Source organism: Flagellimonas aequoris (assembly GCF_003584165.1).
GTDB lineage: Bacteria > Bacteroidota > Bacteroidia > Flavobacteriales > Flavobacteriaceae > Flagellimonas > Flagellimonas aequoris.
Genome location: NZ_QXFJ01000023.1, coordinates 402,646 through 426,453, shown reverse-complemented (window position 1 = coordinate 426,453; position 23,808 = coordinate 402,646). Strand labels below are relative to the sequence as shown.

Annotated in this window: 18 protein-coding genes; 12 read left to right on the top strand and 6 right to left on the bottom strand. The window is 44.0% G+C overall.

From position 1 onward, the window contains the following. Positions 1 to 5 precede the first annotated feature (5 nt). From D2U88_RS10545 to D2U88_RS10530, 4 genes are all read left to right on the top strand, one after another. Positions 6 to 1,286: a M23 family metallopeptidase gene (locus D2U88_RS10545; RefSeq protein WP_119640535.1), complete on the top strand. Its 1,281-nt coding sequence runs from the start codon at positions 6 to 8 to the stop codon at positions 1,284 to 1,286. After that, the gene (gene pgi / locus D2U88_RS10540) at positions 1,286 to 2,923 is read left to right on the top strand and encodes a glucose-6-phosphate isomerase (RefSeq protein WP_119640534.1); all 1,638 of its coding nucleotides are present in this window, start codon (positions 1,286 to 1,288) and stop codon (positions 2,921 to 2,923) included. The genes D2U88_RS10545 and pgi overlap by 1 nt, the downstream gene beginning before the upstream one ends. Positions 2,924 to 3,094: 171 nt before the next feature. Further along, positions 3,095 to 5,776 carry a TonB-dependent receptor gene (locus tag D2U88_RS10535; RefSeq protein WP_119640533.1) on the top strand — a complete coding sequence of 894 codons (2,682 nt, stop codon included), beginning with the start codon at positions 3,095 to 3,097 and terminating at the stop codon, positions 5,774 to 5,776. Between the two features lie 90 nt (positions 5,777 to 5,866). Then, the gene (locus D2U88_RS10530) at positions 5,867 to 6,304 is read left to right on the top strand and encodes a hypothetical protein (RefSeq protein ID WP_119640532.1); all 438 of its coding nucleotides are present in this window, start codon (positions 5,867 to 5,869) and stop codon (positions 6,302 to 6,304) included. Between the two features lie 28 nt (positions 6,305 to 6,332). On the opposite strand, the gene D2U88_RS10525 is transcribed toward D2U88_RS10530, so the two are convergent. Then, positions 6,333 to 7,370 carry an endonuclease/exonuclease/phosphatase family protein gene (locus tag D2U88_RS10525; protein ID WP_119640531.1) on the bottom strand — a complete coding sequence of 346 codons (1,038 nt, stop codon included), beginning with the start codon at positions 7,368 to 7,370 and terminating at the stop codon, positions 6,333 to 6,335. A 99-nt stretch (positions 7,371 to 7,469) separates the two neighbouring features. Here D2U88_RS10525 and D2U88_RS10520 point away from each other — a divergent pair, with 99 nt between their 5' ends. Continuing rightward, a complete protein-coding gene (locus D2U88_RS10520; RefSeq protein ID WP_119640530.1) occupies positions 7,470 to 10,205 on the top strand; it encodes a TonB-dependent receptor in 2,736 nt (911 codons plus the stop codon). A gap of 11 nt (positions 10,206 to 10,216) precedes the next feature. Further along, positions 10,217 to 11,578: a DUF5689 domain-containing protein gene (locus D2U88_RS10515; protein WP_119640529.1), complete on the top strand. Its 1,362-nt coding sequence runs from the start codon at positions 10,217 to 10,219 to the stop codon at positions 11,576 to 11,578. A gap of 61 nt (positions 11,579 to 11,639) precedes the next feature. Here D2U88_RS10515 and D2U88_RS10510 read toward each other — a convergent pair whose 3' ends face one another. Beyond that, positions 11,640 to 12,170, bottom strand: a complete 531-nt coding sequence (locus tag D2U88_RS10510) for a lipid-binding SYLF domain-containing protein (protein WP_119640528.1) — start codon at positions 12,168 to 12,170, stop codon at positions 11,640 to 11,642. Between the two features lie 234 nt (positions 12,171 to 12,404). Between D2U88_RS10510 and katG the strand changes: the two genes are divergently transcribed. The 4 genes from katG to D2U88_RS10490 all read left to right on the top strand — a co-directional run bounded on the left by katG (position 12,405) and on the right by D2U88_RS10490 (position 16,609). Then, complete coding sequence (gene katG / locus D2U88_RS10505) at positions 12,405 to 14,624, top strand: catalase/peroxidase HPI (RefSeq protein ID WP_417935283.1); 2,220 nt, start codon at positions 12,405 to 12,407, stop codon at positions 14,622 to 14,624. A 97-nt stretch (positions 14,625 to 14,721) separates the two neighbouring features. Then, positions 14,722 to 15,198, top strand: a complete 477-nt coding sequence (locus tag D2U88_RS10500) for an ankyrin repeat domain-containing protein (RefSeq protein ID WP_119640527.1) — start codon at positions 14,722 to 14,724, stop codon at positions 15,196 to 15,198. A 6-nt stretch (positions 15,199 to 15,204) separates the two neighbouring features. Beyond that, complete coding sequence (locus D2U88_RS10495) at positions 15,205 to 15,828, top strand: NUDIX hydrolase (RefSeq protein ID WP_119640526.1); 624 nt, start codon at positions 15,205 to 15,207, stop codon at positions 15,826 to 15,828. Between the two features lie 4 nt (positions 15,829 to 15,832). Next, on the top strand, positions 15,833 to 16,609 hold the full coding sequence (locus D2U88_RS10490; RefSeq protein ID WP_119640525.1) for a nitrilase family protein: 777 nt from the start codon (positions 15,833 to 15,835) through the stop codon (positions 16,607 to 16,609). Here the strand turns inward: D2U88_RS10490 and D2U88_RS10485 are convergent. Continuing rightward, positions 16,593 to 18,212 carry an Ig-like domain-containing protein gene (locus tag D2U88_RS10485; RefSeq protein WP_119640524.1) on the bottom strand — a complete coding sequence of 540 codons (1,620 nt, stop codon included), beginning with the start codon at positions 18,210 to 18,212 and terminating at the stop codon, positions 16,593 to 16,595. The genes D2U88_RS10490 and D2U88_RS10485 overlap by 17 nt on opposite strands. Positions 18,213 to 18,284: 72 nt before the next feature. Beyond that, positions 18,285 to 18,974: a ComF family protein gene (locus D2U88_RS10480; protein WP_235855773.1), complete on the bottom strand. Its 690-nt coding sequence runs from the start codon at positions 18,972 to 18,974 to the stop codon at positions 18,285 to 18,287. 48 nt (positions 18,975 to 19,022) lie between these two features. On the opposite strand from D2U88_RS10480, the gene D2U88_RS10475 reads away from it, so the two are divergent. Both D2U88_RS10475 and D2U88_RS10470 read left to right on the top strand, forming a co-directional pair. Next, positions 19,023 to 19,919 (top strand): hypothetical protein, encoded by an 897-nt coding sequence (locus tag D2U88_RS10475; protein ID WP_119640522.1) that lies wholly within the window; start codon positions 19,023 to 19,025, stop codon positions 19,917 to 19,919. Between the two features lie 36 nt (positions 19,920 to 19,955). Then, positions 19,956 to 21,497 carry a glycine--tRNA ligase gene (locus tag D2U88_RS10470; RefSeq protein ID WP_119640521.1) on the top strand — a complete coding sequence of 514 codons (1,542 nt, stop codon included), beginning with the start codon at positions 19,956 to 19,958 and terminating at the stop codon, positions 21,495 to 21,497. Positions 21,498 to 21,500: 3 nt separating this feature from the next. On the opposite strand, the gene D2U88_RS10465 is transcribed toward D2U88_RS10470, so the two are convergent. Together D2U88_RS10465 and D2U88_RS10460 are read right to left on the bottom strand one after the other, a co-directional pair. Then, positions 21,501 to 23,168 carry a formate--tetrahydrofolate ligase gene (locus D2U88_RS10465; RefSeq protein ID WP_119640520.1) on the bottom strand — a complete coding sequence of 556 codons (1,668 nt, stop codon included), beginning with the start codon at positions 23,166 to 23,168 and terminating at the stop codon, positions 21,501 to 21,503. 103 nt (positions 23,169 to 23,271) lie between these two features. Beyond that, positions 23,272 to 23,784 (bottom strand): DUF3124 domain-containing protein, encoded by a 513-nt coding sequence (locus D2U88_RS10460; RefSeq protein WP_119640519.1) that lies wholly within the window; start codon positions 23,782 to 23,784, stop codon positions 23,272 to 23,274. Positions 23,785 to 23,808: the final 24 nt, after the last annotated feature.

Sequence of the window (23,808 nt, the reverse complement as noted above, 5' to 3'; positions counted from 1 at the left end):
ACATAATGCAAAAATTTATTGGGGCAATCTTGACACTGATGGTATTGGTGTCATGCAAACAGACAAAGGAACCAGTTGATGTAGTGGCTAAAGTAGAAGTGATCGAAAAGCCTCCCGTGCTACATTATGGTTTTAACTTCGATGATTTCAATGTGGTGCACGACACCGTAAGAAGCGGGGACAGCTTTGGGGAGTTGATGCTCAAAAACAAAGTGGGCTACCCAAAGATTGCTGCCATTTCAGAAAAGTTTAGAGATACTTTCGATGTACGAAGAATAATGGTTGGCAAGCCCTACCTTATATTAAAGTCAAAGGATACTTCCGAAGTGGCCAAAGTGTTCATCTATCAAAATGACAAGATCAATTATACCGTAGTGGATCTACGTGATAGTGCTGCAGTGGCCTACAAGAGCAAGAAAAAAGTAAAACTCGTGGAAAAGGAAGTGGGGGGCATTATCAACAGCAGTCTTTCCGAGGCCATGGACAATTTAGGGGTGGATTATGGGGTAACCATAGCACTTTCCGAAGTATATGCCTGGAGTATCGACTTTTTTAAACTGGAAAAAGGGGACAAGTTCAAGGTCATCTTTGATGAACGCTATATCAACGACAGCATCTATGCCGGGTATGGCCCCATAAAAGCTGCGCTTTTTGAGCACAAGGGCAGGACCATCTACGCTTTTCCCTATGTGACGGATTCCCTTAAAAATATTTTGGACTACTACGATCAGGATGCCAACAATCTAAGGAGTACCTTTTTAAGGGCTCCCATTAAGTTTGGGTATAGGTTGTCCTCCCGCTATAATCTAAAACGTAGAATTGCCTATTACGGCTACAAGGTTAGACCTCATAAGGGAACGGATTATGCCGCTGATATTGGAACACCCATTATCGCAACTGCAGATGGGACCGTTGTGGAATCTACCCGAAGGGGAGGTAATGGCAAATATGTGAAGATCAAGCATAATAGCATATACAGCACCCAATACTTGCACATGAAGGCACAAAAGGTAAAAAAAGGCGATTTTGTTAGACAGGGCGATGTCATCGGATGGGTCGGAATGACAGGAAATACTGGAGGTCCCCATGTATGCTACCGATTCTGGAAAAATGGTAGGCAAGTGGATCCCCTTCAAGAAAAGCTTCCAACCGCCGAACCGATTGCCGATTCGTTGCGTGCAGGATATATGTCGCATATTGAACCTTTGCGGTGGCAACTGGACTGCATAGAGTTTGTGGATCCCGCCCCGGAACCCGAAGAAACGTTAATCACTTATAACCAGTAATGGCACTACCCACAATCAACCCTACTACTACGGAAGCTTGGAAAAAGCTCCAGGAACATTATCAAGAAACAAAAGACAAACATTTAAGGGAACTGTTCGCAACCGATACCGATCGGGGCGGCAAGTTCTCATTGGCTTGGAACGACTTTTTGGTGGACTATTCAAAGAATAGGATTACCGACAAGACCATTTCCCTACTGCTGGATTTAGCTGAGGAAGTTGGTCTGAAAAGTGCCATAAAAAGCTATTTCAGTGGGGAACACATCAACCAAACTGAAGACAGGGCCGTGCTCCATACCGCTTTGAGGGCAAAAAAGGGCGACAAGATTTTTGTGGATGGGGAGAACATTGTAGAGGAAGTGTATACCGTAAGGGAAAAGATCAAAGCTTTTTCTCAGGCAATCATTTCTGGGGAAAAGAAGGGCTACACAGGAAAGGCCTTCACGGATGTCGTGAATATTGGTATCGGAGGGTCGGATTTGGGACCTGTGATGGTCACCGAGGCGCTCAAGTTCTATAAGAACCACTTGAAAACCCATTTTGTGAGCAATGTGGATGGGGATCTTGTGTATGAGGTGTTGAAGGAACTTAATCCAGAGACCACCCTTTTTGTGATCGTTTCCAAAACCTTTACTACCCAAGAAACTTTAACGAATGCCCTTACCATTAAAAAATGGTTTTTAAAGAGCGCTTCGGAAAAAGATATCGCCCATCATTTTGCAGCAGTTTCCACCAATCTTGAAAAGATTAGCGAATTTGGGATTGCTGACGAAAATGTATTCCCCATGTGGGATTGGGTCGGAGGCCGTTTTTCGCTTTGGAGCGCGGTAGGTCTCTCCATCGCTATCTCGGTAGGCTATGACCATTTTGAGGAACTGTTGGATGGCGCCCATGAAATGGATGTACATTTCAAGGAAGCTCCGTTCAACAAGAATATACCGGTGGTGTTGGCCATGATCAGCGTGTGGTACAACAATTTTTATGGTGCCGAAACCGAGGCCATAATCCCCTATACCCAGTACCTGCACCGTTTTTCTGCCTATTTACAACAGGGTATTATGGAAAGTAACGGAAAAAGTGTGGATCGGGCCGGAAACCGGGTGGGTCATCAAACCGGGACCATTATTTGGGGCGAGCCCGGAACCAATTCCCAACACGCCTTTTTTCAGTTGATCCACCAAGGCACCAAGTTAATTCCAACGGACTTTATAGGCTACAAAGAATCCCTCCATGGGGATGTGGACCATCACAATAAGTTAATGGCCAATTTCTTTGCCCAGACAGAAGCTTTGATGAATGGAAAAACTTCAGAAGAGGTCAGGAAGGAACTGGAAAATCAAAACCTTTCGGCCACTGAAATTGAAACCTTACTTCCTTTCAAGGTATTTGAGGGCAATAAACCCACCAATACCATCTTGATCCAAAAACTTACACCTAAAAGTTTGGGGGCCTTGATAGCCCTTTATGAGCACAAAATTTTTGTTCAGGGAGTGGTTTGGAACATCTTTAGTTTTGATCAGTGGGGAGTGGAACTTGGAAAGCAATTGGCAAAAAATATTTTGACCGATATTGAAAATTCAGAAATCGGCAAACACGACACTTCTACATTGCATCTATTGCAAAATTTTAAAAAGTAAATTGATAGGTTTCTATTATTAGTTAAAAACCCTAAACAATTGTTTGTCAGGCGACTTTGTTTGTTAATTTTGTGTTAAGTATCTTAGCCTTATTTAACTTTGGCTTAATCGCAGTGTGTCAAAAATGGATCACATTTGCAGCGCTAATTAAACACTTAAACACTGAATTAAATGAAAAGAATCTACTTGGCTTTTGCGGCTTTATTGATGTCCGCAATGGCATTTTCTCAAGGAACCCTTTCGGGTACGGTCGTAGATGGAGAGCTAGGCGGCCCTCTTCCTGGAGCTACTGTAATGGTTAAGGGAACGAGCACAGGGACATCAACTGATTTTGATGGAAATTTCACTTTGGAGGTTAGCCAAAGTTCTGGAACTTTAATTATTTCTTACATCGGATTTGTATCCAAGAATGTCCAATTTACTACCACTGGTAGCTTGGGGACCATTTCTTTGTTTCCCGACGCGGAAGAGTTGGGTGAGGTTGTTGTTGTTGGTACAGGTATTATTGACCTTGCAACGGACAGGAAGACCCCAATCGCCGTTTCTTCGGTTCCGGTAAAGATCATTCAGGAGAAAATTGGTACCCAGGATGTTACCATGACCTTGGTGAACACACCTTCCGTTTACGTTTCAGGACAGGCAGGTGGATTTGGTGATACCAACATGAGGGTAAGGGGTTTTGAGCAAGATAACACCGCTTTCCTTTTGAACGGACAGCCGATCAACGGTATGGAAGATGGTTTGATGTACTGGTCCAACTGGTCCGGTATAAATGATATTGCCTCGGGTATTCAGGTTCAAAGGGGTCTAGGTTCTTCCAAATTGGCCATTTCTTCTGTGGGTGGTACGGTGAACTTTGTGACCAAGGCAACTGAAATGAACGAAGGTGGTTTTGGTTACGCAACAGTTGCAAACAACAACTACATTAAAACTTCTGCTGGCTACAATACCGGTATCTCCGATAAAGGATGGGGTACGAGTGTTATGCTATCTCACTGGCAAGGTGATGGTTACAACGAAGGAAACTTCGGAGAAGGGCAAACCTATTTTATATCTGTAGGTTACAGACCCAACGACAACCACGGGTTCAACTTTTTGATTACAGGAGCCCCACAGTTCCACGATCAAAACTTCACCAAGTCCATTTCTTCTTATTTGGAATACGGAAGAAGGTATAACAACAACTGGGGTACTTACCAAGGTCAATACATGACCGAAAGAAGGAACTTTTACCACAAGCCGGTTGCTAACTTGAACTGGGACTGGAAGATTAACGAAACCACAAACCTTTCGACAGTGCTTTATGCTTCTTGGGGTAACGGTGGTGGAACCGGAAACTTGGGTAACAGAATCAGAACTGCTGAGGGACGTATCGATTATGATGCCATTTATGCCCAGAATGCTGCTGTTACCGGTGGTGATGCTATAAACTTTGGTTCTGAGCCTTCTTACATTACCCGTTCATCCATGAACTTGCATAACTGGTATGGGTTGATTTCAAACCTTGAAAAGCAACTTGGTGATAATTTGACCTGGAACGTTGGTTTTGATTTAAGGACCTATTATGGAAAGCACTTTAGGGTAGTTTCTAATTTTCATGGATTGAATTCTTGGACAGATAACATCCGTTTGAGAGATCAGAACAACAACCATGAACCTTATGGAACATATGGAACCTATAAGTTTGTAACGGCCACGGAGACCTTCAAGCCTTCTGCATGGGAAGCTGCCTTTACATCATATCCAGAAGACCAGAAAATAGGATACAGCAATGATGAGCGCATTTCTTACGGTGGTTTGTTTACACAGTTGGAATATGCTACAGATACATTCTCTACCTTTTTCCAAGGGTCTGTTTCCAACCAATATCACCAAAGATTTGACCATTACCAATATGCTGACGAGTCTTTGATCAATGGTACTTCGCCTCAATGGACAGGAGAACCTTTGCCTGCGGGTATAGTGCCTGGGGTTGATTCGGAAAAAGTGAACAATTTTGGGTACAATGCAAAAGGTGGTTTTAGCTACAACCCAACTTCACAACATAGTTTTTATGCCAATGTTGGCTATTATAACCGTCAACCATATCATGACAATATCTACTTGAACTTTACCAATCAAGTAAACCCATTGACCAAAAACGAGAAAATTTTTGGTTTGGAAGCTGGCTACGGATTCTCTAGCTCTATGTTCTCTGCGAATGTCAACTTGTACAGAACTTCTTGGAAAGACAGAGTAGCTTCAAGTTCTACCGTAGAGGATGATGTGGTGACCTACACTTCAAACTTCGGTACGGAGCAATTGCATACGGGGGTAGAAGTAGATTTTAAATATAGACCGATCAATGGACTATCCATCAACGGTTTTGCTTCCATTGGTGACTGGATCTATAAGGGAAATGCCGTTACCCAAATAACCGATGAGAACAGGAACGTTATCAGTACTGAAACCATTGATTATGATGGTGGAAAAGTAGGTGGTGCTGCACAGACTTCAGGAGGTCTTGGATTTGCCTACAGAATAAACAAAATGTTCTCTGTGGATTCTGACTGGAGGTATTACAGTGATCTTTACTCTGATGTTGGAGCCATCAAGGAAAACTTGAAATTGCCAACTTTCAGCGTATTGGATGCTGGTGTGACCTTCAATATGCCTTTAGGAATCGATAAGTCAAAACAGTTGAAGATCAGGGCCAACATGAACAACGTTTTGAACCACATTTATCTCTCTGAACTTACTACGGCCAACTTTGTTGAGGCTGGTGATGAGACTTACAAAGGAATCAATGTTTCCAACCAAGGATATTTTGGATTGGGTAGAACTTGGAACGTAACCTTACGTTACGATTTCTAATCCGAACCTGATAAATAATTAAAACCCTGCCGATCGGCAGGGTTTTTTTATGCTTAAAATCCGTACTTTTAAAACCACAAACTATACCACATGGAAATTATAAAGAACCTACACTCCTATTTGGCCTATGTTGTTTTGGCAGTCCTGATCGTGGCCGTAATCAATGCTCTTTTGGGCTGGATGGGCAAAAAAGACTTCACCATGCATAAGGACCTTCGTATTAGCCTTTTTGCTTTGATATTGAGCCATATCCAGTTATTGGTGGGGTTGGTCCTCTATTTTATCTCTGCCAACGGTTTAAAGGCCATTCAGGCATTGGGAATGAGTGGTTTAAATGCCCCTGCCCGTCTTTTGGCCGTGGAGCACCCCTTTATCAATATCATCGCATTGGCCTTGATCACCATTGGTTGGTCCAGACACAAAAAGTTTATGGAGAGCGATAAAAAGTTCAAGACCATTACCATTTTCTACGGTCTTGGCCTTTTGTTGATCTTGAGCCGTATTCCCTGGAGCCAGTGGTTGGGGTAAAGTTGTCATTCCTGCGAAAGCAGGAATCTCATTCAACTTCCTTGATTAAAAACACATAAGCAGGAAAGTGATCGCTATACCCTGCCGTGTAGGTACCTCCTGAATATGTCCGCAACGGATAACCTTTGTACCTTCCCTTCTCTGTTTTGAGGAAAGGAGCAGAAAAGATGCCCGCTTTCCAGAAGGATAGGCCTTCCCTGTTTTTGGTCACCAAGTTGGGAGTCATGAAAATTTGGTCAAAAAGGTTCCATTTGTCTCCATAGGCCAAGGAGCCGATGCCTTTTCGGAACAAACTTTCCATGGGATTGAACAGACTTACACTATCTAGTTGATTTGCTTTGGCCTTGGTTTTCAATATTACTTTTAAACTATTGTCTATGGGGTCATCATTTAAATCACCCATGGCAATGATCTTGGCATCGGGATTCAGTGTTCGTACCGAGTCGATGATACGCTTGTTCAACAAGGCGGCCCGCACCCGGAACGGTTGACTTTTAGCCGGTCCACCCCTTCGGGATGGCCAATGATTTACAATAAAGTAGAGTTCTTCATCATCCATGATGCCACCCACAACCAATTGGTCTCGGGTATATTTGCGCTCTCCCATATCATCAAAAAGTAAGAGCCGATGACTTTTGAAGGAAGTGGGTAAAAACGAGGAGGATTTGTACAACAGCGCCACATCAATGCCCCGCTCATCTGGCGAATCAAAATGGATGATTTCATAGCCCTTCTCCAAAAGATTGGGATGATGCACGAGGTCCTCCACCACTTTGCGGTTCTCCACTTCACATAGACCGATAACATCCGGCGAAGTTTTGGAAGTCTCTTCACCGATTTGTGCCAGCACCCTCGAAAGGTTTTCTACCTTTTTCCGATACCGTTCCTGGGTCCAGTGGTAACTGCCGTCAGGGGTACGGTCGTCATCAAAGGTGAGCGAATCGTTCTCCGTATCGAACAGATTTTCACAATTGTAGAACGCAATGGTTCTAAGGGTAAACGTTTTGGACTCTTGTCCATGTAGTGAGGTCGATATTAATACAAGTAGGCATATTAATAATCGCATTCTATTTTGAATTTCCTACAAAAATAAGTAAGATTGTTCGCTTTTCGCAGTTTGTACAGCAATTACAACCCCTTTTTATTTAATTAACCTACTAAAGTTATGAGAACAGCTATGCTCTTGGCTGTGCTTTGTTGTGGCCCCAATCTTTTCGGTCAGCAAGGTACAGTAATCAAGGGAAATGTTCTGGAACGGGGTATCAATGTGCCTATTCCCAACATTTCCTTGGCCTTTGAAGGCACTTCAAAAACATTTACAACCGATTCCGAAGGAAAATTCGAGATGGAAACCCTGATTTCTGGTGAACAGGTCTTGGTGTTTACCGCCCAGGATTTTGTTCCAAAAAAGTATTCCTTATTTCTGGATGGGAATCCGATTGATTTAGGTTCCGTCTACTTGGATAGGGATATTGTTTTGGAAAAAACGGATAACCTTATCACCCTTACCGATGTGGAACTTTCCGATGAGGATACCTCCATTTCAGGAGTTTCCGGACTATTACAGTCTACTAGGGACATTTATTTGAGCCGGGCCGCCTTCGATTTTGGTCAGGCTTTTTTTAAGGTTCGGGGGTACGATTCACAAAATGGGGTGGTGTTGATTAATGGTATTCCCATGAACAAATTTATTGATGGTAGACCCCAATGGAACAACTGGGGCGGACTCAACGATGTGATTCGCAATCAGGAATATACCAATGCGCTCGAAAGGAATCCTTATACATTTGGAGGTATTTTGGGAAACACCAATATTGATACCCGACCGTCGGGAATGCGGCCTGGTTTGCGTGTTTCTTCTTCCATGTCTAACCGAACTTATCGTGGACGGGTCATGGCCACGTATAACTCAGGGCTGGAAAAAAGCGGTCTGGCTTATTCGATGTCCGCTTCTCGAAGATGGGCCAACGAAGGATATGTTGAGGGTACCCTGTACGATGCCTATTCATTTTTTGGAGCCTTTGAATATCAACCCAATCAGCAGAACAGTATTTCGTTTTCCGCAATTTTGGCCCGAAACCGGAGAGGCCGTTCCGCAGCGTTGACGGAAGAGGTTTTTGAATTGATGGGAAATCAATACAACCCATATTGGGGAGAGCAGGATGGCAAAATCAGAAATTCGCGTGAACGCGATATTTTTGAGCCCCTTTTTCTTCTGAACTACACCTTGGAAACCGAAAAACTGAACTGGACGCTCGGAGCGTCCTTTCAAACTGGGACCTATTCCAAGGGTAGATTGGGGTATTACAATGCTCCGAATCCAGATCCTACTTATTATCGCTATTTGCCCAGTTACCACGTCAACAGTTCATTAGGAGCCGATTTTTTTAACGCCAGCTTGGCCCGAGAAGCATTTTTGGAAAATCCACAATGGTCTTGGAACCAATTGTATGATGCCAATGCCAACAACAATGGAAATGCGGCCTACCTTCTTTATGACGATATGGTGGAAGACAAAACTATTACCGCTGTCACCAGTTTTGACTATCACCTTAGTGAACGTTTTCAGTTTGGCGGGGGAGTAAATTATCGAAAACTAGTATCTGAAAACTACGCCGAGATTACCGATATGATGGGTTCGGAATATTATGAGGATATGGACACCTTCTCCAATACTTTGAATGATGTTGATGGAAATCTTCAAAAAATGGAAGGGGAGATTATCAACTACAGTTACGAATTTAATGTTGCACAATTAGAAGGATTTGGTCAGTTGGCTTACTCGGCCAAGAAATGGAACGGTTTTGCATCGGCTTCCATTACTAGTTTCAATGTGCAGCGAAACGGGCTTTTCACCAACGAACGTTATTTGGAAAACTCTTTTGGCCCAAGTGAAAAGGTTGCCTTTTCAGGTCTTGGCTTGAAAGGAGGATTTTCCTATTTCATCACCGGCAGACATTGGTTAACGGCAAGTGCAGCCAAATTGGAACGGCCCCCGGTGGTCCAGAACATTTTTATCAATCCGAGGGAACATAACGAGGTGGTGCCTGACCTACTAAAGGAGACCATTACCACGGTAGATCTCGGTTATTTTGTTCGCTTACCCTCATTCACTGGCCGCGTGACCGCTTTTTACACTCGGTTTATGAATACGACAGATATCAATTTCTTCTTTGTGGATTCTGGACTGGGTTCCGATTTTGTGCAAGAGGTGATTACAGGGCTGGACAAGCTCCATAAGGGTATTGAGTTTGGGTTTCAATACGAGGCATCTTCTAGTGTGAAGGTGAATCTTGCGGGCAATGTGGGAAGTTATGTGTATGCCAGTGACCCTTCGGTTCAGATTAATTTTGATACATCTGGTTCCGAAGAAGACCTTATCGCCACCGAAGGAACTGAAGATTTGGGAATTGCCAAATTGAAGGATTTACGATTGGCGCAAGGTCCGCAAATGGCCTTGGCAGTAGGGGTTGAGTATCGATCGCCCAAATATTGGTGGGTTGGAGCGACTGCCAATTATCTCACCGAGAATTATATCAACCTTTCCACTATTACCCGAACCCAGAGCTTTTTGTTGGATCCTGAAACTGGGGAGCAATTCCCTGATGCTACCGATGAAAATTTGGCTAAACTGCTTCAGCAGAAAAAGATGGAGGATATCTATCTGTTGAATCTGGTGGGTGGGAAATCATGGCTTTGGGGCAAAAAATATATCAGTGCCTTTGCCAGTGTCAGCAATCTCTTTGATTCGGTTTTTAGGACGGGCGGCTATGAACAAAGCCGCAACGGGAATTTTGGGCAGATGCAAAAGGATAACCTAAGCGGGGTTCCCTCTTTTGGACCAAAATATTGGTACAGCTACGGGCGCACCTATTTTTTAAATCTAGCAATAAGCTTTTAAATCTTGAGAACATGAAAAATTTAGTTTTTGCCATAGTAGGTATATTGTTACTGTTGATGTTTTCCTGTGTAGAAAGTTCCGATTTTGATGCTCCAAAGGAAAATTGCAATACCGACTTGAAGGCCAACATCAATTTTGTGGAATTGGATTCTCTTTCCACAGAGGAGGTCACACAAATTAAGGACAGCTTGATTTTGGAAGGTTATGTGATTTCTTCGGATAAGGCTGGAAATTTTTTCAGCACCCTTTTCATTCAAGATAAACCATCCAAACCTACTTACGGTCTGCAACTGGAAGTGGATATACGACAATCCCATCTGGTATATCCCGAAGGAGGCAAGGTTTTTCTCAAACTGAAGGATCTCTATATGGTCAATAAGGAAGGGAACATCAGATTGGGAAGTGCTTTTTCTTCGTTTGGAAGTCTTTCCATCGGCAGATTGCCCAACCAAAAAGTTTTTGAGCATGTTTGGGTAGCTTGTGATGGTAAGGAAAATGTAGAACCTCTTTTGACCACAATTTCAGCTTTGGACACTCTCCCTCTAAATATTTTGGTACAATTGGTTGACTTGGAAGTTGTGGATGATGAATTGGGAGAACCCTTTGCTGTTGCCACAGAAGAAACCGAACGGCACCTTCAGGATTGCGAAGAAAATCAAACGGTTTTGCTCAATAGCGGATATGCCGATTTTCAATCTGAAATTCTTCCTGATGGCAATGGTTCCATAACTGGAATTTTGGTCAGGGATGGTAAAAACCCCCAACTGATTATTCGAAGTTTGGAGGATATAGATTTTACAAATGATCGCTGCCCGGAAATCATTACAGAATTCACCTCGAACCAAATTTTTATCTCCGAGTTGGCCGATCCGGACAACAACTCAGGGGCACGTTTTGTAGAATTGTACAACTCCTCTTCCGAACCCTTGGATTTGAACAAGTGGACCCTTCGTCGCTACACCAATGATGGAACGGAAGTGAGTTCCACCATTGATTTATCAGGATTGATCATCGGTGCGGAAAGCACTTTGGTGATTTCACCCAATGCCGAGGAATTTCAATTGGTGTATGGGTTTGCTCCGGACTTGGGGGTTTCTACCAATAGCCCGGCCGATTCCAATGGAGATGACAATTTGGAACTGGTAGACCCATTCGGAACTATTATCGATGTGTTTGGAGTGGTTGGTGAGGATGGTTCCAATACCAATCATGAGTTTGAGGACGGGCGGGCTGTTAGAAATTCAAACATTATAGAAGGTAGCCCGATTTACACCTTTTCAGAATGGACCCTATTTAACGATACCGGTGATGCGGGCACCATAAAACTGCCTCAAAACGCCCCGCAGGATTTTACCCCTGGTTTGAGGGATTGATAGGAGTGAGTTAAAAAAGAAAAGCCCCAAAGTTTGGGGCTTTTCTTCTTGGTAAAATTTTCTAGAAGGCTTTGTAGCCAAACTTTTGCCCACCCACAGAGGCATCGGCCATCAGTCCGGCCTTGGGCAGGGCAAATACGGCCACGCCGTCCTTGTATTTGGCATTAAAGGCAATTCCGGATTTTAGGGCCACGGCAGAGGTCTCCGCGGCAAACTCGAACTTCCCTTCGGTAAAGCGTTGTAAATCCGTATCGGTCTCAAAAAAGATGACCTCAATAATGGCCTGTCCACCAGCTTGTAGGCCAATGTTCAATTTTTTAAGGTTGGCCATCCCAATGGCATCCCCGTTTTCGTAGACCACCCCATTTCCAGATGCACCACCGATAATAAAGCCACCCTTGCCCACATTGGGGAAGATGACATATCCGGCAGATTTGTCAAAAAAATGTTCCAATCCAGAATCGGCTTCCAAAAGCTTGGTCTTGGCCTTTACGGCATCGTCCATTATTTTTCGGTCCTTTTTATTCTGTGCAAAGCCAACGGTCCCCATTAACAAGAGAGCAGTTAGCGCAACGGTTTTTATCATTTTCATGGTATCTTGTTTTTTAGTGTTTATCCAAAGGTAGAAAATGGTTGACCCTCATTGTGGCAAGACTTTCCCAATAAATGTTAAGGAATCCCCAAACATTGAAAATTCAAATAAGCAATGATTTAAATCATAGAAAACATTTATGTTTTAATAGTATTTTAATATGAATTATCTATGCTGTTGACGGCCAATTTTGTATTTTTAGAAGAAGAAAAAATCTATAAACAACATACTATCATGAGTAAAGAAATGGCAAACGGGGCAGATGCAAGTCAATGTCCGTTTTTGAGCGAAGTTGCCGGAGGAGGTACACAAAATGCAGATTGGTGGCCAAACCGATTGAAGTTGGAACTTTTGAGTCAACACTCTGAAAAATCTAATCCGCTAGGAGAGCAATTCAACTACGCCGAAGAATTTAAAAAGCTGGATTACGCAGCCTTGAAAAAAGACCTTTTGGATGTCATGACCGATTCTCAGGATTGGTGGCCTGCCGATTTTGGCAGCTATGCCGGTTTGTTCATCCGTATGGCATGGCACAGTGCCGGTACCTATCGTGTTCAAGATGGTCGTGGTGGCGGTGGACGTGGTCAACAACGTTTTGCCCCCCTTAACTCATGGCCAGACAACGTAAGCTTGGATAAAGCCCGTCGTTTGTTATGGCCCATCAAACAAAAATATGGTCAGAAAATATCTTGGGCAGACCTTATGATTTTGGCTGGAAACGTAGCTTTGGAATCAGCAGGTTTCAAAACCTTCGGTTTTGCAGGAGGTCGTGAAGATGTATGGGAACCAGACCAAGATGTATATTGGGGTAACGAAACCGAATGGTTGGCTACGAGCGATACACCGAATAGCCGATACTCTCATAATAAGGAAGAGCGCGATCTTGAGAATCCATTGGCAGCCGTGCAAATGGGATTGATCTATGTGAACCCAGAAGGCCCGGACGGTAATCCCGATCCCGTAGCCGCCGCACATGACATCCGTGAAACTTTTGAGCGCATGGCCATGAACGATGAAGAAACCGTAGCATTGATTGCTGGAGGTCACACCATCGGAAAAACGCACGGTAATGGAGTTGGTGATAAAGTAATGATGGATGCTGATCCTGAATCGGCAGATTTGGCATCACAAGGCTTTGGATGGGAGAATAAAAATGGTTCCGGAAAAGGTCCGGATGCCTTTACTTCTGGATTGGAAGTGATCTGGACATCCACACCTGTAAAATGGAGCAACGATTTCTTTAAGTTCTTGTTCGAATATGAATGGGAATTGACCAAATCTCCAGCAGGAGCACACCAATGGGTAGCTTCTAATGCCGAGGCTATTATCCCTGATCCATTTGGGGGACCAAACAGGAAGCCAACCATGTTGACGACTGACTTGTCCTTGCGTTTTGATCCTGCCTATGAAAAAATTTCACGTAAATTCTATGAAGACCCTGCAGCTTTTGCAGATGCTTACGCACGTGCGTGGTTTAAATTGACCCACCGTGATATGGGACCTCTTTCCCGTTACTTGGGCCCTGAAGTACCTAAAGAAGAATTGATTTGGCAAGATCCTATTCCAGCAGTGGACTACACTTTGGTGGATGCCGCCGATATAAAAGCATTGAAAGCCAAAGTTTTGGAATCCGGTCTTTCAGTTTCTGATTTGGTATACACTGCTTGGTCATCTGCCGCAACTTTCCGTGGTGGTGACAAACGTGGAGGTGCCAACGGTGCCCGTATCAACTTGGAGCCGATGAAGAGTTGGGAAGTAAACAAAGGCACTGATAAAACCATCAAGGTTCTTGAAGGAATCAAAGATGAATTCAATAGTAAAGCAAGTGGAGGCAAAAAAATCTCCTTGGCCGATATGATCGTTTTGGCCGGTAGCGCCGCTGTAGAAAAAGCTGCTAGCGATGCTGGTGTTGCAACAGAAGTATCTTTTACTCCGGGGCGTAACGATGCAAGTCAAGAGCAAACCGAGATTGAATCCGTAAATTACTTGAACACACCATATGACGGTTTTAGAAACTATGTGGTGGAAGGTGTAAAGGTACACGCCGAGCATTTGTTGCTGGACAAGGCCCAATTGTTGACCCTGACCGCACCTGAAATGACTGCCTTGGTAGGTGGTTTGCGTGTATTGGGGGCCAACTTTGGAGGTTCAAGACATGGTGTACTTACCGATAATATCGGGGTATTGAGCAACGATTTCTTTGTGAACTTGCTTGATATGTCTACCGAGTGGAAGGCTGCCAACGAAGAAAAATCACTTTATGAAGGTCGTGACCGAAGCACAGGGGATTTTAAATGGACCGGTACCCGAGTAGACTTGGTGTTTGGTTCCAATTCCATCTTGCGTGCCTTGGCCGAAGTGTATGCTTCCGAAGACGGCAAAGCGAAATTTGTAAAGGATTTTGTGGCCGCATGGACCAAGGTAATGAACCTAGATCGCTTCGATTTGGCTTGATCAGGTCAGTTCAAGGAAGAACAATAGTATTTTAATGAAATAAGGCTGCCATGACCGCAACGGTTATGGCAGTTTTTTTATAACTTTCAATACCAATATGGACAGTACCGAGGACTTCTTTAATTATATACGAAGTGGCAATCTAAAGGCCTTGAAAATGCTTTTGGATGAAAACCCCAAACTATTGGAATCCAGAGATCAACGAGGTTCTACACCACTTTTGTTAGCTGCCTATTACGGACATCTGGATATGGTAAATCTTTTGCTGGAAAAAGGTGCACAGGTAGATGCTAAGGACGGTTCTGGAAACACCGCTTTGATGGGTGTTTGCTTTAAAGGATATGTGGAAATCGCAGCACAATTGATCCAAGCAGGAGCAGATGTGAACCACAAAAATGCCATGGGTGCCACATGTTTGATCTACGCCGTAACCTTCAATCGGGAAGATATGGTAGCCTTGTTATTGGAACATGGTGCTGATGTAGCTATAAAGGACGCGAAGGGAAAAACGGCTTTGGACCATGCCAGGGAACAAGGAACCCAAACTTTGGTTGCGCTTATGCAGAACAGATAAATCAGAATGGACCCAACGGAACAGCTCAATATTTTTAAACGGATCAAGGCCATCTCGGAGATAGGATTGATTTATGCCCAAGACCCCTACGATCGGGAGCGGTATGAAGAATTAAAACAGATAAGTTTCAAACTTTTGGAGGGAATCAGTGATACACCGATTGGTGTTCTTGAAAATTTTTTCATGCCGCAAGAAGACTATCCAACCCCTAAGGTGGATGTCAGAGGATTTGTTCTCAACGAAAAAGATGAGATTTTAATGGCGAAGGAAAGCCTGGATGGCAAATGGAGTATTCCCGGAGGTTGGGCGGACATTGGCAGTACCCCATCAGAAATTGTGGTGAAGGAAATAGAGGAAGAAACGGGCATTATAGCTGAGGTTGTTAGATTACTGGCGGTATATGATAAACGGATGCATCCACATCCGCCCGCCCCTAACTATGTTTATAAGATTATCTTCCATTGCAGGATTATCGGGGGAGAAATGAAACCAGGTTTCGACATTCTCGATGCAAACTTCTTTTCTTTGGATAATCTTCCCGAACTTTCCGAAGAACGTATTTTGGAGAGCCAATTAAAGGATTTGTTCCAAACGGCAACATCAGTGGAACCTAAAACATATTTTGATTGATACCATGTCCCAACACATTACAATAGCATTGATCCAATCCCACCTCCATTGGGAAAATCCGGAAGACAACAGAAAAATGTTCGAGGAAAAAATAAATACGGTTTCCAAGGATACGGATTTGATCATCCTCCCTGAGATGTTCACTACTGGGTTTACCATGGCTCCTCAAAAAATAGAAGCAGAGGAAGGCGATATTACGGTAGCATGGATGAAATCGATGGCCGAAAAAACCGAAAGTGCCATCATGGGAAGTATCATTTTTCAGGAAGAGGACCAGTTTTTTAATCGGTTGTTCTTCGTATATCCCAACGGTGAAACCAAGACTTATGATAAGAAGCATACTTTCACCCTAGCAGGTGAGGACAAAGTGTATAAGGCAGGCGAGGAAAAATTGATATTGGAATATAAGGGTTTCAAAATTTGTCCGCTGATCTGTTATGACCTCCGATTCCCTGTGTGGGCCAGGAATACCGAAGATTACGATGTGTTGGTTTATGTGGCCAATTGGCCTAAACCCAGAATAGAGGCTTGGGACACCTTGCTCAAAGCCCGTTCCATAGAAAATCTGTCCTACTGTGTTGGTGTAAACCGTATAGGCCAGGATGATTTGGGATATGATTATCCAGGACATAGTGCCGTGTATGATGTGTTGGGGAAGCAACTTGCCTTTTCGGAAGGTGAAGAAATTCTATACGCCACTTTGGACAAGGGGCATATTGTTTCAACAAGACAAAAGCTGAAATTTTTAGAGGATCGGGACGATTTTAGTTTGAAAGGATAAAATTTTCCTCCTTTTCCCAATTCGCCCGTATTTCAATCAGACCAGGGTAATAACTGATGCGTTCTGGCTGGCTTTTTTGAAGGTAACTTCCCGTGTCCCATATTCCGTTTCCATTTTCATCAAAAATAACACGGGCCACATAATTGCCGGGTTCAAGGTTGTTGAACTCAAAAACCTGTGATTCCGTTGCCATTATCTCACGTTGCATTTCACCCTTTTCGTTGGTCAATTGTACGATTACCGGATACGTTACCTCCCCTCCAAGCCTGATTCTCAAAACCCCATAATCGGCCAAACTTCCTGTGGAAAGATTATAGTCCAATGTATCGTTCGCAATCCCGAAGAAATCCGTAATGGCGCCTGGCAGCAAGGAAAACGAATACTTTTGATTGGGTTCCGTTTCAAAATCAAAGTCGATTTTATTTTCCAAAGAGTCCAGACTGAACGAGTAGTCTGCGGGGATGGAGTCGCTGACTTTAAAGGAGATTTTACTGGTATCCAGTTGTTGTATTGGAGTGCTGGCCAATATACTGAAAGTATCCTCCGGGTTGAACTTTCCCCTTGTACTGGAGGAAACTTTTAAGGAGTCCAAAGGTAAATTCCGGGTCTTGACGGTAAACGTGTCAATGGCCTCCAACTTTTCATTGGAAACCGTAAATATGATGGAGTCCAGATCGGTCGGGGTTATCCAAAAATTCAGGGTGTCCTTGTCGCGCTCCTTCAAAATCAAGGTCTTTACCGAATCCGGTAGGGCAGTCAACGTTTCGATCTTCATGTCCCTATAATCCCCTTGATAGCCAAAGATGATCTTGTTCTTGGCCACAAAACTGGGCACGGAAGCCTTGTAATTTGATATTTCCTTGAAGAGCGTCAACAAATAAATGGAGTCCGTGGGAATGGTCACGGTATCCTGTAAAAAACCGATCTTATCCTGGCCTTGGTTGTACATATTGTTCTTATTGGCATCTTTCAAGGCAAAGAGCGCATAGTTGCCCGCCTTAAGGTTTTTCAGCTCAAAGAAAGGCAGGCTATCTCCGGTATTGGTAATATAAAGGGGCGGACTTTTATAAATGGTGGAATCGGTATAGGTGCTGTCCATTTCATACAACATCACGCTGATAAATTCGTCTGCCTTTCGATTAAAGGCATCTTTTACGGCTCCGGAAACCGAAAGGGAATCGATATAATCGCCGGTGGAGAACACATAGGTAAGGAAACTGTTAGGGTTGCCCTCATTATTGTCCTGTATGCTTTGTCCAAAATTGATGGTATAGGTAGTATTTTCCCGAAGGGTATCCTTGATGATTAACTCTATATATTTGCTTGGAGTACCTTGTGGGGTTATTTCGGCCGCGTTTTTAAAAGGAGGGGAAACGACCAATTGGTTCTGCACATCCTGTAGTTTGATCAACTCATCAAAATAGAGCCGTATTTTCTTTTCCTTAAAGTTGATGGTAAAATTTTCAGGCTCGGCACGAACGAGTTTTGGCGGGGTCACATCTTTTGGGCCTCCGGTTGGCGAACCCCTTTTGGCACACTGCCAAAGGGCCAGTACCATAAAGAAGATAAAAAGAAGTCCCAACATTTTTTTTATGTACACCATGCCCAAAAATCAATGTGGAACAAAGAAACAACTAATTTGAAAAATGGGACAAACCATTAATAAAATTTAACCCTACGGGACCATGGCCATGCTTAGAACCGAAATTTCAAGATTATGTTGTTCCAAAAGCGTCCTTGTACAGATTTCAATGGTGGCCCCCGTGGTGATTACATCATCAACCAACAGTACATGACGGAAGTTGATTTCTGCTTTGGGATTCAGCACAAAAGCTTCTTTGGAGGTTTCCCATCGCAATTGTCGGTCCTTTTTGGTCTGGGTCTTGGTATTGATCACTTTCAGCAAAACATCATCCCGGTATTCGGCATGGATGTTCTCGGCAATTTTTTGGGCAAAAAGTGCTACCTGGTTATAGCCCCTTTTTTTAAGTTTTTTGGGATGGAGGGGAACGGGAATTACCACCTCAATGTTATCTAGACCGAGATCATTCTTCAATTGAGCGCCGCACCAATCCCCTAAAAAGCCACCGATTTGCTCCTGATTTTTGTATTTTAACCAGTGCAATAGGTTCTTGATCAACCCGTTTTTTGAAAAAAAAGTGAAGGAAGCAGCCTTTTTTATGGGAATTCTGCCATAAAATATGCGGTCTACCGCATTTTCTTCTAGGTAGTTATGATCGGTGAGTGGCACATCATGTCGACAAACGGCACACAGGATGCTTTCTCCCCTAAATAATTGGGTATTACATCCAAAACATACCCTAGGCAATAGGATGTTGTTAATCTCGTTTATTATCTTAGCCAACCTTTTTGGTATCAAATCTTATATACGTTAAGAGTAGTCTGTCAACCCATGAACCCCCAAGATAACACCTTCAACTACAAGATTATCTTTGCTGCGCTGGTCGCGGTGATTGTGGGTATTCTGATTGCCTTCTACTATAGTTATGCCCAATCCAAGAACCAAATGGTTTTCCTCGAGCAGGAAAAATCACTTTTGGTCAAAGACCTGACCTTGATGAGGGCGGAAGTGGACAGACTTTCCGGACTCAACGAAGTCAATGAAATTGAACTGCAGACCTCGAGGTTCAAGGTCCAGCAATTATTGGATTCTGTGGGAAGGTTGAACTTCAATATTACGAAATTGAAGGAGACCCGCAAAGAACTTCGCAAATTGGAACTTAAGTTCGATAGTCTCAAGCTCAAGAACAACTTCCTCAGGTACAACAACAGCTTGTTGGCCAGTAAGTATGACGAGACCATAAAACAGTTGGAAGATTTACGTGGCAGGACCAAAAGTATGGAACGAACGGAGTCCTTGCTTCGAGAAACCACCCAGGAACTGGCCCGTGAACTGCGTATAAAAAGTTATTTAAAGCTTCAGGATGCAGAGGGTAGTGGATTCCGATTAAGGGCAGGTAGGCCCATCAAGACCAATAAGGCCTCCACCATTGAAAAATTGAGGGGCTGTGTCACTGTTTTGAGCGACCCCAACACCAAAGGGGACATTAAAGTGCTGTACTTGCAATTCTTGGATCCCAACATGGCCGTAATCGAGGACAATGCCAATACCATTTCGGTGAGTGGCAATATCTACAGTAAAAAAGTGGAAATCGTGTATACTGGAAAGGAAATCAGTATTTGCGATGCCATTACCGTTCCCGAGGGATCTTTGGCAGAGGGAATCTATACCCTCAATGTTTTTGAGGACGAAAGATTGCTGGCCACCTCCGAATTTCAGTTAAAATAAGGCATTTCTTTTTGGGTAAAATTCTATTTTTGCCCAATGGCAAATCAGGAAGACATTTTTAAGAAGGTTATCTCCCACGCGAAGGAATACGGATATGTGTTCCAATCCAGTGAGATATATGACGGACTCAGCGCAGTGTATGATTACGGTCAGAACGGTGCCGAGCTGAAGAAGAACATACGCGAATATTGGTGGAAGGCCATGGTGCAGCTCAATGAGAACATCGTGGGCATCGACGCCGCCATTTTTATGCATCCCACCACTTGGAAGGCCTCCGGCCATGTAGATGCCTTCAACGATCCGCTGATCGATAATAAGGATTCCAAAAAAAGATACCGTGCCGATGTTTTGATCGAGGACCATGTGGCCAAGATCGAAGCGAAGATCGAAAAGGAAGTGGCCAAGGCCGAAAAGCGTTTTGGTGACAGTTTTGACAAAGAACAGTTTTTATCCACCAACCAAAGGGTGATGGATTACCAGGCGCAGGCCGACACCATCCTAAAACGTATGGCGAGATCCTTGGAAAAAGAGGATTTGGCAGATGTGAAAGCTTTAATCGAGGAATTGGAGATCGTTTGTCCTATTTCAGGTTCCAAGAATTGGACGGATGTAAAGCAGTTCAACCTCATGTTCGGCACCAAATTGGGTGCTTCTGCCGATAGTGCCATGGACCTGTACCTAAGGCCTGAAACTGCCCAAGGTATCTTTGTCAATTTTTTGAACGTACAAAAAACCGGAAGGATGAAGATTCCTTTCGGGATCGCGCAAACCGGAAAAGCCTTCCGTAATGAGATCGTTGCCCGTCAGTTCATTTTCCGTATGCGGGAGTTTGAACAGATGGAGATGCAGTTCTTCATCAAGCCGGGCACCCAAATGGAGTGGTATGAGGCTTGGAAGGAAAAGCGAATGAAGTGGCACCTCTCTTTAGGAATGGGAGCCGATAATTACCGTTTCCACGACCATGAGAAGTTGGCCCACTACGCGGATGCCGCTGCCGATATCGAATTCAAGTTCCCGTTCGGATTCAAGGAGTTGGAAGGAATCCACTCCCGTACCGATTTCGATTTGGGAAATCACGAGAAATATTCAGGAAAAAAATTACAGTACTTCGACCCAGAATTGAATGAAAGCTACGTGCCCTATGTGCTCGAAACCTCTATTGGTTTGGATCGTATGTTCTTGGCCGTGTTCTCCAATTCATTACAGGAAGAAGAACTTGAGAACGGTACAACCCGTACCGTATTGAAAATTCCCGCAGTTTTGGCCCCGAACAAAGTGGCTGTTCTGCCGTTGCTCAAACGTGACGGACTGCCTGAAGTGGCGCAAAAATTAGTGGATGAACTCAAATGGGACTTCAACGTGGATTATGATGAAAAGGATGCCGTGGGTCGTCGTTACCGTCGTCAAGATGCAGCAGGGACCCCTTTCTGTGTGACCATAGACCATCAAACGTTGGAAGACGATACCGTGACCATTCGCCACAGGGATACTATGGAGCAAAAACGCGTGAAACTTTCCGAGGTGAAGGATATCATCGCCAAAGAAGTGGATATGCGCTACTGGCTACAAAAAATCTAATTTTTAGAAAAGACCTGTAATTTCCCCCTCATCGTTAATGTCGATACCTTCCGAAGAGGGATGTGCCGGCAGACCTGGCATTCGCATGATGTCCCCCGTGATGGGAATGAGGAATCCGGCCCCAACGGCAATTTCAATTTCGCGTACGGTGATGATAAAATCTTTGGGTCTACCCAACAAGTTGGGATTGTCAGATAGTGATTTTTGAGTTTTTGCAATGCAGACAGGTAAAGCTTCCAGCCCTAAATCTGAAATTTTTCTAAGGTCGGCTTTAGCTTTTGCAGTATAATCCACATATTCAGCTCCGTAGATTTCCGTGGCAATGGTGGCAATTTTTTCCTTTACACCCATTGTCCAATCGTAAAGCGGTTTAAAATCGGATTTTTTGGATTCCACCACATCAATAACATGTTGGGCCAATTCCAGAGCCCCTGCACCGCCTTTGGCCCAAACTTCGGCCACGGCCACCCGGGTGCCTTTGGAAGCAGCAAGTTCTTTCACTGCTTTGATTTCCTCATCCGTATCCGATACAAACCGATTGATGGCGATAACGGGAACCATTCCGAATTTGGCAATGTTCTCCAAGTGCTTTTCCAGGTTGGGCAATCCTTTTTTCAAGGCTTCCACATTGGGTTCGGTCAAGGATTTTAAGTTTGCTCCCCCATGATATTTTAGGGCACGAATGGTTGTCGTGAGCACTACTGCTTTTGGTTTCAATCCGGCACTCTGGCATTTGATGTCGAAAAACTTTTCGGCACCCAAATCAAACCCAAAACCTGCTTCGGTGACCGTGTAATCAGAATGGGTCATGCCCATCAAAGTCGCTATCACAGAATTCGTCCCTTGCGCAATGTTGGCGAATGGCCCCCCGTGGATGATGGCCGGATTCCCTTCAATGGTCTGTACCAAGTTGGGTTTAATGGCATCTTTCAATAAGGCGGCCATGGCACCTTCGGCCTTAAGATCTTTGGCATAAATGGGTTTTTTGTCATACGTGTAGCCTACAAAAATATTCCCAAGGCGTTCCTTTAAATCGGTCAAGTTTTTGGCCAAACAGAGAATGGCCATGATTTCGGAGGCTGCCGTAATATCAAAACCGGTTTCGCGGGGTACTCCGGATGTGGTACCACCAAGGCCCACAATCACATGGCGTAGCGAACGATCATTCATGTCCATCACCCGTTTCCAGCCAATGGTCCTGGGATCCAAAAGCAAAGAATTGGTCTTGCTCTGTATGTTGTTATCGATTATAGCCGCAAGCAGGTTGTGTGCTTTTTCAATGGCGGCAAAATCGCCTGTAAAATGCAGGTTGATGTCCTCCATGGGCAGTACCTGCGAATACCCACCTCCGGTGGCGCCTCCCTTTATTCCGAAAACTGGGCCAAGGGATGGTTCCCGAAGCACCACGGTAGTTTTTTTGCCCAATCTGTTCAACCCTTCCGATAGCCCAATGGACATGGTGGTCTTGCCTTCCCCAGCTGGGGTTGGGGAAATGGCGGATACCAAGATGAGATTGCTTTTTTCCGCTTTGGTTCTATCTATGGCTTTCAAGGGGAGTTTGGCCTTGAATTTCCCGTACATTTCTATTTCCTGTGGGTCTATTCCAAATTTTTCGGCAATGGTGGAAATATGTTTCAAAGAAACATCCTTGGCGATCTGCTGATCCGTCATAGTGAAGTTTTTATGTGCAGGGAGCTAAAAGGTGCTCCAAAAATTATCTTACAAGATACTCAAATCAGGGAAGTAATCCCATGACAAATGTTCTTGCATGTCCTTATTCGATTCTTCTTCCCTGGGTGGTAAAGGATAGCCCTTGTTGCCCGGAAGTGGAAATCATAACCCCTTCAAAATACGGTTGGTGGGAGGAGGGTTTTGTGGCCCATTGGAATAAAAAGTTGGCCCCCGTTCCACCTGATCGGTCCTTTTCATCAATCACGATTTCCACCGTTTCCATAGGTTTAATATAGATGGGAAAATCGAAGTAAGTGCGGATGGAGGTACCTTGGGTGTTAAAATATTCTGCTTTGTTGATATAGATGGTATCCTTTAAGTTGGTGTTCCGCATGCTGATGGTGCTGGTGAGATGGTGGGTGCGATGTTCCGTTTCACTATAAATTTCGGAATACACGGAGAGGTAAGAAGTGCCCATTACCAACGAGTCGACCTTTGAAAAATCCGCTTTGCGATTGTTCCAGTTGACCGGATCTACAGAACTCACCTCTTTTGGGGCTTTTTCATTGCAGGATAGGACAAGGACGGACAAAAAAATTAAAAGAAGCTTCTTCATGGTATTATATTGCACACAGACTAA